The organism is Cellulomonas sp. P5_C6 (assembly GCF_054049635.1).
In genome coordinates this window covers 1-9,891 of record NZ_JBFULZ010000153.1, presented here as the reverse complement: position 1 = coordinate 9,891, position 9,891 = coordinate 1, and the positions used below count along the sequence as shown (strand labels likewise).

Below are 9,891 nucleotides of genomic sequence, written 5' to 3'. Positions count from 1 at the left end.
CCTCGAGGTCGCCCAGCACCTCGGCGACTCGCTCATCCGGGCCATCGCGCTCAAGCCGACCGACGGCCTGGTCCGCGGCGCGCTCGTGCGCGACACCGGCGAGGCGATCTCCGTGCCCGTCGGCGACATCACCAAGGGCCACGTCTTCAACGTCATCGGCGAGGTGCTCAACCTCAAGGAGGGCGAGAAGCTCGAGATCACCGAGCGCTGGCCCATCCACCGCAAGCCCCCGGCCTTCGACCAGCTCGAGTCGAAGACGCAGATGTTCGAGACCGGCATCAAGGTCATCGACCTGCTGACGCCGTACGTGCTCGGCGGGAAGATCGGCCTCTTCGGCGGTGCGGGCGTCGGCAAGACGGTCCTCATCCAGGAGATGATCCAGCGCGTCGCGCTCAACCACGGTGGTGTGTCGGTGTTCGCCGGTGTCGGCGAGCGCACCCGTGAGGGCAACGACCTCATCGTCGAGATGGAGGAGGCCGGCGTCTTCGACAAGACGGCGCTCGTCTTCGGCCAGATGGACGAGCCGCCGGGCACGCGTCTGCGCGTCGCCCTGTCGGCCCTGACGATGGCGGAGTACTTCCGCGACGTGCAGAAGCAGGACGTGCTGCTCTTCATCGACAACATCTTCCGGTTCACGCAGGCCGGTTCCGAGGTGTCGACGCTGCTCGGCCGCATGCCGTCCGCGGTCGGCTACCAGCCGAACCTCGCCGACGAGATGGGCATCCTGCAGGAGCGCATCACCTCGACGCGTGGTCACTCGATCACCTCGCTGCAGGCGATCTACGTCCCCGCCGACGACTACACCGACCCGGCGCCGGCCACCACGTTCGCGCACCTGGACGCCACGACCGAGCTCTCGCGTGAGATCGCCTCGCGCGGTCTGTACCCCGCCGTCGACCCGCTGACCTCCACCAGCCGGATCCTCGACCCGCGGTACGTCGGCCAGGCGCACTACGACGCCGCCACCCGCGTGAAGTCGATCCTGCAGCGCAACAAGGAGCTCCAGGACATCATCGCGATCCTCGGTGTCGACGAGCTGTCGGAGGAGGACAAGACGGTCGTCGCACGCGCCCGCCGCATCCAGCAGTTCCTCTCGCAGAACACGTACATGGCCGAGAAGTTCACCGGCGTCGTCGGCTCGACGGTCCCGCTCACGGAGACGGTCGAGGCCTTCGGCAAGATCGCCGACGGCGAGTTCGACCACATCGCCGAGCAGGCGTTCTTCAACATCGGTGGCCTCGAGGACCTCGAGCGCAACTGGGCCCGCATCCAGAAGGACTACGGCGTCTGACCGCCTCGGCCAACGCAGGGGCGTCCGTCTCGGACGCCCCTGCGTACCCGTAGTCCCGCACAACATCGAAGGAGGGTCTCGTGGCAGAGATCGAGGTCGAGATCGTCGCGACCGCCGGCAAGCTGTGGTCCGGCACGGCCTACATGGTGTCGGCCAAGGCGGGCGAGGGCGAGATCGGCATCCTGGCCGGTCACGAGCCCGTGCTGTCGGTGCTGCAGCCCGGCGAGCTCCGCGTCTTCCCGTCGCAGGGCGCCCAGCCCAAGCGCTGGCAGGTCGAGGGCGGGTTCCTGTCCTTCGACTCGAACCACCTGACCATCGTCGCCGAGCACGTCGTCGAGGGCGCACGCCCCGCGACGCCGTCGGCCACGCACTGAGGTCGAACCCACGGTGAGCGGGGTCGTCGTCACACTCGGGTGTGTCGTCGTCGTCGTCCTGCTCGTCCTCGGCGGGCTCTGGGTCTCCCGGGTGCACACGCTGAACCGGCGCGTCGGGTCGTTCCACTGCGCGCTGGGGCGCACGGCCGAGGGCTCCTGGTCGTCGGGCGTCGCGCAGTACGGCGCCGACCGCCTCTACTGGTGGCGCTACCGCTCGCTGGCCACCCGCCCCCGTGCCCGCTGGCAGCGCCTGGGCCTGACGGTGCTGGAGCGTCGTGAGCACTCCGACGGCCAGGTCGTCGTGACCTGCCGCCCCGGCTCGTCGACGGACACCGTCCACCTGCTCATGAGCGCCGACGCCTACGCCGGCCTGACGTCCTGGATCGAGGCCACGCCGTCGCGCGTCGGCTCGGTCATCTGACCGGAGAGTTCCGATGCGTCTCGTCGTGGCGTCCTGTGCTGCCCGCTACAGCGGTCGGCTCAACGCGCACCTGCCCCGCGCCACCCGCCTGCTGGTGGTGAAGTCCGACGGCAGCGTGCTGCTGCACTCGGWCGGCGGCTCGTACAAGCCGCTGAACTGGATGAGCCCCCCGTGCACGCTCGCGGTGTCGGAGCCCTCGGACGAGTCCCGCGCCGCCGGCGTCACGCAGGTGTGGACCGTGCAGCACCAGAAGTCCGACGACCGCCTCGAGATCGAGCTCTACGACGTGCAGCACGACTCCGCGCACGAGCTGGGCGTCGACCCGGGCCTGGTCAAGGACGGCGTCGAGGCCCACCTGCAGGAGCTGCTGGCGGCGCAGATCATCCTGCTCGGCACCGGCCACACCCTGGTCCGCCGCGAGTACCCGACGGCCATCGGACCGGTCGACATCCTGGCCAAGGACCCCTCCGGCGGCACGGTCGCCGTCGAGATCAAGCGCCGCGGGGACATCGACGGCGTCGAGCAGCTGACCCGCTACCTCGAGCTGCTCAACCGCGACCCGCACCTGGCCCCCGTCCGTGGGGTGTTCGCCGCGCAGGAGATCAAGCCGCAGGCCCGGGTGCTCGCCACCGACCGCGGCATCGGCTGCCTCGTCCTCGACTACGACGCCATGAAGGGCGTCGACGACTCGGGCTCCCGCCTCTTCTGACCCGGTGCGGCCGCGGCCGCCCACTTCCTTCAACGCTGCCGCTGCGCTCCACGCGCGCGCCCTCGGACAGCCGTCTCCGCCCGTCCGCGTGTGGTTGACCTGTCGGGCGGCGCCGGCGCCACCGAGGAGCAGGAGTTGAATATGTTCAACTGAACGTGTTCAAATGGTCCCATGAGCGACGACACCAAGGCCCTCGTGCGGTCCACGGCCCTGCGGCTGTTCCGCGAGCGCGGCTACGCGGCGACGACCATGCGCGCGATCGCGCAGGAGGCCGGGGTCGCCACCGGCAACGCGTACTACCACTTCGCGTCGAAGGACCACCTGGTCCAGGAGCTGTACCTCGACGTGACCCGCGAGCAGTCGGCGGCGGCCCGGGCCGTGCTGGCCGACGGCGGCGACCTCACGGCCCGGCTGCGTGGCGTGCTGCTCGCGGGTGTCGACGCGTTCGCCGACTACCACGCGTTCGGTGGTGAGTTCGTCACGGTCGCCATCCGCCCGGGGTCGGCGGCGAGCCCGTTCTCGGCCGAGTCGGGGGAGGTGCGCGAGCTGAGCCAGGGCATCTTCCGCGAGCTGGTCGAGGGGGCGTCGCCGGCCGTGCCGTCGGTGCTGCGCGAGGAGCTGCCCGAGCTGTTGTGGCTGGCGCAGCTGGGCGTGACGCTGTTCTGGGTCTACGACGGCTCGCCTGGCCAGCGCCRGACGCGCACCCTCGTCGAGGGGGTCGCGCCRCTGATCGGCCGGCTGGTCCGACTGTCCCGGCTCCCCGTGCTGCGCGGCGCCGCCGACGACGTCCTCGCCCTGGTGCGGGCGGTCCGGGCATGACCCGGCTGACGTACGACGAGGTCGGCGCCACGCGGGCCGACGCGCTGCCCGACGGCTTCCGGCACCTGCGGGTCCGCCACCTGCTGGCGCACGGGTCTCGCGTCGAGGACGTCGCTGTCGTCGGCGAGGCCCTGCTGCGGTGGCAGGTGCACGCGGCTGCCGGGATCGACGTGCGGCCCGACGCCGACGAGGCCGCCGTGGGCGTGCGGGTCGTGAGCCGTCCGGGCGTCGGACCCGTGCACCTCTCGGTGCCGTGCGAGGTCGTGTGGGTGCAGCGGTCGCCCGGGCGGACCGGGTTCGGGTACGGCACGCTGCCCGGCCACCTGTTCCGCGGCGAGGAGGCGTTCACCATCGAGCGCGACGACGCCGGCGACCTGTGGTTCGTCGCGACCGCGTACTCGGTGCCGGACCGGTGGTGGGTCCGGGCCGTCGGGCCGGTCGCGGTGGCCGGGCAGCACCTGTACCTGCGGCTGCTGGCCCGGGGTGCGCGCCGGGTGCTCGGGCGCGCGTCGTGAGTGTCCACGGGCCGGGGGCGATCTTCGCCCTCTGCGTGCGGTGCTTCGCAGTCCTCGTCGCGGTCAACGTCACCGTCGTCGTCGGGTTCCAGCTGATCACGGACCCCACCACCCTGACCGGGAGTGGGGTCGGGTTCCTCGCCTACGTGGCGATGGTCGCCGCCGTGCCGATCGGGGTGGTCGGCTTCCCGGCGGGGCTGCTGATCGCGCGCCTGCTGCGCCGGACCCGCAGCGAGCTCGTCCACGTCGCCGTGTTCGCGCTGGTCGGCGCGGTCCTCTCCGTCGCGATCTGCGTCGCGGTCGGCCTCGTCGATCCCGCCGACCCCCAGGCCCTGCTCGCCGCGGCCGAGGGTGCGGTCGGCGCGGGCGGCGCGCGCTGGTGGTCCGGGTGGGCGACGGCGCGACGCGCGCGGCGTCCGGCGACGCCCACGGCCGAGCAGGTCGAGGACGCCCAGCTGGACGGCGCCGAGCGGGCGTAGGCATGCGGAAGGATGATCCCGTGAGCACCGAGCCCCTGATCCTGCGCGGCCGCCTCGTCACCCCCCGCGGGGTGCTCGACGACGGGGTGGTGGTGATCGACGATGCCACGATCGTCTGGGTCGGTCCGGCCGACGGCCTCCCCACCGGCTGGGCCCTGCCGGACCCGTCCGACGGGACGATCCTGCCCGGGCTGGTGGACCTGCACTGCCACGGCGGCGGCGGGGCGAGCTTCCCGGACGCGGTCGACGCGGCGGACGCCCAGCGCGCGGTCGACGAGCATCGTCGCCACGGGACCACCAGCCTGGTCGCCTCGCTGGTCACGGCCCCGCCGGACGTCCTGCTGGAGCGCACGGCCCTGCTCTCGGGGCTGGCGGACGCCGGCGAGGTCGTCGGCATCCACCTCGAGGGCCCGTTCCTGTCGGCGGACCGATGCGGCGCGCAGAACCCGGCGGACATGCTGGACGGCGACGCCGACCTGGTCCGCCGGATCGCACAGAGCGCGAACGGCCACCTGGTGACGATGACGATCGCCCCCGAGGTGCCCGGCGCGGACGAGGTGATCGCGGCGCTCGTGGACGTCGGAGCGGTGCCGTCGATCGGGCACACGGACGCGTCGGCCGAGCAGGTGGACGAGGCCGTCGACCGCGGTTTCGACCTGCTGGCGGCCCGGTCCAACGGCCGGCTGACCGCCACGCACCTGTTCAACGGCATGCGCCCGCTGCACCACCGCGACCCGGGCCCGATCGCCGCGTGCCTGGCGGCGGCGGCCCGCGGCGAGCTGGTGGTCGAGCTCGTCGCCGACGGCACGCACCTGGCCGACGGCACGGTCCGGTCGGTGTTCGACCTGGTGGGCCCCGGCTCGATCGCGCTGGTCACGGACGCCATGGCGGCCGCGGGGATGCCCGACGGCGCCTACCGGCTCGGCCCGATGGACGTGACCGTGGAAGGCGGGGTCGCGCGGATCGCCGACGAGACGGGCGCGATCGCCGGGGGAGTGGCGCACCTGCTCGACGTCGTCCGGAACGTCGTCGCCGCCGGGATCCCGCTCGAGGACGCGGTGCTCGCGGCGGCGACGACCCCGGCCGACGTGCTCGGCCGCCGGGATCTCGGCGCGCTCGCCGCGGGCCGGCGCGCGGACCTCGTCGTGACCGACGACGACCTGCGGCCCGTCCGCGTGCTGCGCGGGGGGGCCTGGATCTAGGCCTGCATCAGGACGGGCTGCTGGTCAGCGTCCACCCGTCCCTCGAGCGCTCGCGCACGACGGCGTAGCCGAGACCGGCCACCGACAGGCCGTCGTCGGTCGCGACGGAGCCCAGCAGCTCCTCACCGGGTCCGCGGACGACGACCGGACGGTCGGAGTGGTTGAGCACGAACAGGTAGGTCGCCGCGGCGCCCCGCCGGCGGACGACCTCGACGCCGGGGGGCACGTCCGCGAGGACGGGCGCGACGCCGGCCCTCGCGGCCAGGGAGCCGAGGAAGCCGGTGATCGACGCCTCGTCGAGGGCGGTGGACACGTAGGTCGCGGTGCCGCCGGACGGGTCCGTCGCCCGGGTGATCGCCGGGCTGCCGTCGAGGTCGCCGCCGGCGTAGGTGGCGACGGTCGCGGCGGTCGTCGGCTGGACGAGCTCCGACCAGGTCTGCCCGCGCATGGCGCCCGTGAGCTCGACCTGCTCGCCGGGCGCCAGCGGCGCCAGGTGCTCGATACGCACGCCGAGCAGGTCGCGCAGGCGCCCGGGGTAGCCGCCGGTGACCACGTGCAGGTGCTCGTCGGCGATCCCCGTGAACGGTCCGACCACCAGGTGTCCTCCGCCGCGCACGTAGGCCTCGAGCGAGGCGACCGCCGCGTCGTCCATCGCGAACATGCTCGGGACCACGACGAGCCGGTAGCCCGACAGGTCGCGGCCCGGCGGCACGAAGTCGACCGCGACGCCCGCGTGCCACAGCGCCCGGTGCGTGGCCCGGACGGCGTCCGAGTAGGTCAGGTGGTCGGACGGCAGCGACCGGTTCTCCAGCGCCCACCACCCCTCGGCGTGCCACCAGACGGCGACGTCGGCATCGACCACCCGGCCGTCGGCGGGCGGCTCCGTGATCTCCGCGATCGCGTCGAGGGCAGCCCCCAGCTCGCACATCGCCCGGTAGGTCGCCGAGTCCGCGCCCGCGTGCGGCACCATCGCACCGTGCCACGCCTCGGACCCGGCGGCGGACGCGCGCCACTGGAAGAACAGCGACGACTGCGCGCCGCGGGCGACGTACGACAGCGAGTTGCGCACGGCGCGCTGCGGGTCCTTGAACGCGATCCGGCCGTCGACGGAGATGGAGCTCGCCRACTGCTCCATGAGCAGCCACGGCCGCCCGTCGGACCACGACCGCGTGAGGTCCGCCGCGTAGGCCACGTGCGCCTCGCCGTCGGGGCCGGTCGTGTCGAGGTAGTGGTCCATCGACACCACGTCCTGCTCGGCGGCCCAGCTCCACTGCTCCAGGTGGTTCCACGTCGGCAGCATGAAGTTCGTCGTGACCGGGGCCGTCGAGCCCGCCGCGCGGATCTGCTCGGTCTGCTCGCGCAGGCAGTCGAGCAGCTCGTCGGAGAAGAACCGGCGGAAGTCGACCGCGTGGGTCGGGTTGTGCAGGTACTGCGTGGCGCGCGGCGGCTGGATCTGCTCCCAGGAGCCGTAGTGCTGGCTCCAGAACGCGGTCGCCCAGGCGTCGTTCAGCGCGTCGAGCGTGCGGTAGCGGTCGCGGAGCCAGGTGCGGAACGACTCCGCGACGTGGTCGCACCAGCAGAACGTCCCGTACTCGTTGTGCACGTGCCACGCCCGCAGGGCCGGGTGGTCGCCGTAGCGCTCGGCCAGCGTGGCCGCGATCCGGCGGGCGGCGGTGCGGTAGGCGGGCGCGCACGCGCAGTACGTGTCGCGGCTCCCGTGCGTGAGGCGCGTTCCGTCGGCCAGCACCGGCAGCGCGTCCGGGTGCGCCAGCGAGAACCAGGGGGGCGGCGACGCGGTGGGGGTGGCCAGCACGACGCCGATGCCGCCGTCGTGCAGCAGGTCGAGCACGTCGTCCAGCCAGCCGAACTCGTACCGGCCCTCCTCGGGCTCCAGCAGGGCCCAGGAGAACACGCCGACGGTCGCGGTGTTGACCCCGGCGCGCYGCATGAGCTCGACGTCCTGCTGCCACACCTCGCGCGGCCACTGCTCCGGGTTGTAGTCGCCGCCGAACCAGAACCGGTCCGTGCGCAGCGGTGCCTTGCTCATCGTGCTCCTGTCGTCGTCAGCGGCCGTCGGGCCCGAGCCACACGTCGCGGTGGGGGAGGAACGCGCGCAGCTCGTCCCACAGCTCGTCGGGGATGTCCTGCCGCGCCCACGCGAGCGCCTGCTCGATCTGCTCGGGCCGGCTCGCGCCCACGATCGTCGAGGTGATCCGCGGGTCGCGGGTGCTGAGCTGCAGCGCGGCAGCCGGGAGGTCGACGCCGTGGCGTGCGCACGCCGCCGCGATCTGGTCGAGCGCCGCGAGATGCTCCGCGGTGGCCGGCCGGTAGGCGTAGAGCGGCGGGTCGGCGCGGCGACCCGCGAGGATGCCGCCGCCGAACGGCGCCGCGTTGAAGGCAGCGACCCCGAGCTCGGCGCAGGCATCGAGCACGCCGTCCGAGGACCGGTCCAGCAGGGTCAGCCGGTTGTGGGTGATTGCGGCGTCGAAGGCGCCCGTCCGGATGTACCGCTCCATCATCGCGGACGGGCCGCCTGCGACCCCGACCAGCCCGATCACGCCCTCGTCCCGGAGCCGCAGCAGCGCGTCGACCGCCCCGCCGGGCGCCATCGCCTCCTCGAAYGTCGTGCGCTCGGGGTCGTGCAGGTGGACCAGCGGGAGGTGCTCGAGGCCCAGCCGCTCGCAGCTCTCCTCGACGCTGCGGCGCACCCGGTCGCCCGAGAAGTCGGCCGACCCGGGCAGCGGGTCGACCTTCGTGGCGACCGCGTGCCCGGCCGGCACGCCGCCCAGCCGGCGCAGCACCCGGCCGATGCGGCGCTCGCTCTGGTCGTAGTCGTTGCTCGTGTCGAGCAGGGCGAGGGGGCCGGTCAGGGCGGCCTCGATCGTCGCGTCCGCCACGTCGTCCGCGAGCGACTCGCGGCCGAGGGCGGACGCGCCGACCGTGAGCACGCTCACCGGGAAGCCGCCCAGCACGACCGTCCGGGCAGGGTCGGGGGCGAGGCTCATCCCTTGAGCCCCCCGCTGAGCAGGTCGAGCCGCCAGAAGCGCTGGAGGAAGAGCAGGAGCGCGACGAGCGGGATGATCGACAGGGCCGCGCCGACGATCGCGATGCTGTACAGCGCCGGCTCGCCCGACCCCTTTGAGAGCAGGGTGTACAGGCCCACGGTGATCGGGTACTTGTTCTGGTCGGAGAGCATGATGAAAGGCAGCAGGAAGTTGTTCCAGATGCCGACGAACTGCAGCATGAACACGGTCACCATGCCCGGGAGCATCATCGGCAGCCCGATCGAGGTGAAGATCCGGGCCTCGCTCGCGCCGTCCAGCCGGGCGGCCTCCATCGTCTCCATCGGCACCGACGCGGCGGCGAAGACGCGCGACAGGTAGATGCCGAACGGGGAGATGATCGCGGGCACCAGCACCGAGAGGTACGAGCCCGCCATCCCGATCTTGGACATCAGCAGGTACTGCGGGATCGCGAGCGTGATCCCCGGGATGAGCACGCCCGCGAGGATCGCGAAGAAGATCGCGTTGCGGCCGCGGAACTGGTACTTCGCGAGCCCGTAGCCGGCCATCGTCGAGACGAGCATGGACAGGATGGCGCCGACGCCGGCGTACAGGAGGCTGTTCAGCGCCCAGGTCATGTACTGCCCGTCGCCGTAGGCGAACAGGTCTCGCAGGTTGTCGACGAGCCCGTTGCCGGGCGCGAACGTGAAGGTGGTGAACAGCTGCGACTTCGACTTGGTCGAGGCCGTGATGACCCACAGGACCGGGATCAGGCAGTAGACCGCGCCGAGCACGATCACTCCGGTCGGCACGGCCTTGGTCAGGAACGACGTCCGCGCCTGCAGCGGACGCACCGCTGTGATCGTCGCCATCAGTCCTCCCCGAAGGCGCGCTTCTGCGTCACGCGCAGCAGCAGGACGGAGAGCAGGACGGTGAGGACGGCGAGGATCACCGACGACGCGGCCGCGAGCGGCAGGTCGTCGCGGGTGAACGCGTCGCGGTAGATCGTCATGAGGGGGACCCACGTMTGGGTGATGGCGCTCGTCATCGGGCGCAGGGTGGTGGGCTCGCCGTAGACC

At 72.7% G+C, this 9,891-nt stretch carries 11 protein-coding genes and 1 pseudogene; 8 read left to right on the top strand and 4 right to left on the bottom strand.

Features of this window, described 5'->3' with window-relative positions:
- The 8 genes from atpD to ACXJKG_RS15565 form a co-directional block, all read left to right on the top strand.
- The coding region (gene atpD, locus ACXJKG_RS15600; RefSeq protein WP_456846660.1) for a F0F1 ATP synthase subunit beta at window positions 1–1,291 on the top strand (1,291 nt) is incomplete at its 5' end.
- Between the two features lie 80 nt (window positions 1,292–1,371).
- Window positions 1,372–1,665 carry a F0F1 ATP synthase subunit epsilon gene (locus ACXJKG_RS15595; protein WP_456846659.1) on the top strand — a complete coding sequence of 98 codons (294 nt, stop codon included), beginning with the start codon at window positions 1,372–1,374 and terminating at the stop codon, window positions 1,663–1,665.
- Between the two features lie 13 nt (window positions 1,666–1,678).
- Complete coding sequence (locus tag ACXJKG_RS15590) at window positions 1,679–2,086, top strand: DUF2550 family protein (protein WP_456846658.1); 408 nt, start codon at window positions 1,679–1,681, stop codon at window positions 2,084–2,086.
- A 13-nt stretch (window positions 2,087–2,099) separates the two neighbouring features.
- Complete coding sequence (gene nucS, locus ACXJKG_RS15585) at window positions 2,100–2,795, top strand: endonuclease NucS (protein WP_456846657.1); 696 nt, start codon at window positions 2,100–2,102, stop codon at window positions 2,793–2,795.
- A 171-nt stretch (window positions 2,796–2,966) separates the two neighbouring features.
- Window positions 2,967–3,614 carry a TetR family transcriptional regulator gene (locus ACXJKG_RS15580; protein WP_456846656.1) on the top strand — a complete coding sequence of 216 codons (648 nt, stop codon included), beginning with the start codon at window positions 2,967–2,969 and terminating at the stop codon, window positions 3,612–3,614.
- Window positions 3,611–4,129 (top strand): DUF1990 family protein, encoded by a 519-nt coding sequence (locus tag ACXJKG_RS15575; protein ID WP_456846655.1) that lies wholly within the window; start codon window positions 3,611–3,613, stop codon window positions 4,127–4,129. Before ACXJKG_RS15580 ends, ACXJKG_RS15575 begins: the two co-directional genes overlap by 4 nt.
- Complete coding sequence (locus ACXJKG_RS15570) at window positions 4,126–4,608, top strand: hypothetical protein (RefSeq protein WP_456846654.1); 483 nt, start codon at window positions 4,126–4,128, stop codon at window positions 4,606–4,608. Before ACXJKG_RS15575 ends, ACXJKG_RS15570 begins: the two co-directional genes overlap by 4 nt.
- A 2-nt stretch (window positions 4,609–4,610) precedes the next feature.
- Entirely contained in the window at window positions 4,611–5,810 is a 1,200-nt protein-coding gene (locus ACXJKG_RS15565; protein ID WP_456846653.1) for an N-acetylglucosamine-6-phosphate deacetylase, read from the top strand.
- A 7-nt stretch (window positions 5,811–5,817) separates the two neighbouring features.
- On the opposite strand, the gene ACXJKG_RS15560 is transcribed toward ACXJKG_RS15565, so the two are convergent.
- The 4 genes and pseudogenes from ACXJKG_RS15560 to ACXJKG_RS15545 all read right to left on the bottom strand — a co-directional run.
- A complete protein-coding gene (locus tag ACXJKG_RS15560; protein WP_456846652.1) occupies window positions 5,818–7,857 on the bottom strand; it encodes a beta-galactosidase in 2,040 nt (679 codons plus the stop codon).
- Between the two features lie 16 nt (window positions 7,858–7,873).
- Window positions 7,874–8,815 (bottom strand): aldo/keto reductase, encoded by a 942-nt coding sequence (locus ACXJKG_RS15555; protein WP_456846651.1) that lies wholly within the window; start codon window positions 8,813–8,815, stop codon window positions 7,874–7,876.
- Entirely contained in the window at window positions 8,812–9,684 is an 873-nt protein-coding gene (locus tag ACXJKG_RS15550) for a carbohydrate ABC transporter permease (RefSeq protein ID WP_456846650.1), read from the bottom strand. The genes ACXJKG_RS15555 and ACXJKG_RS15550 overlap by 4 nt, the downstream gene beginning before the upstream one ends.
- A pseudogene (locus tag ACXJKG_RS15545) lies at window positions 9,684–9,891 on the bottom strand (sugar ABC transporter permease); the annotation flags it as partial. The gene ACXJKG_RS15550 and the pseudogene ACXJKG_RS15545, both read right to left, overlap by 1 nt.

Bases quoted from the DNA above. Each gene is read 5' to 3' on its own strand.
- ACXJKG_RS15550 (WP_456846650.1), bottom strand. From the start codon at position 9,684: ATGGCGACGATCACAGCGGTGCGTCCGCTGCAGGCGCGGACGTCGTTC.
- ACXJKG_RS15565 (WP_456846653.1), top strand. From the start codon at position 4,611: ATGCGGAAGGATGATCCCGTGAGCACCGAGCCCCTGATCCTGCGCGGC.
- ACXJKG_RS15575 (WP_456846655.1), top strand. From the start codon at position 3,611: ATGACCCGGCTGACGTACGACGAGGTCGGCGCCACGCGGGCCGACGCG.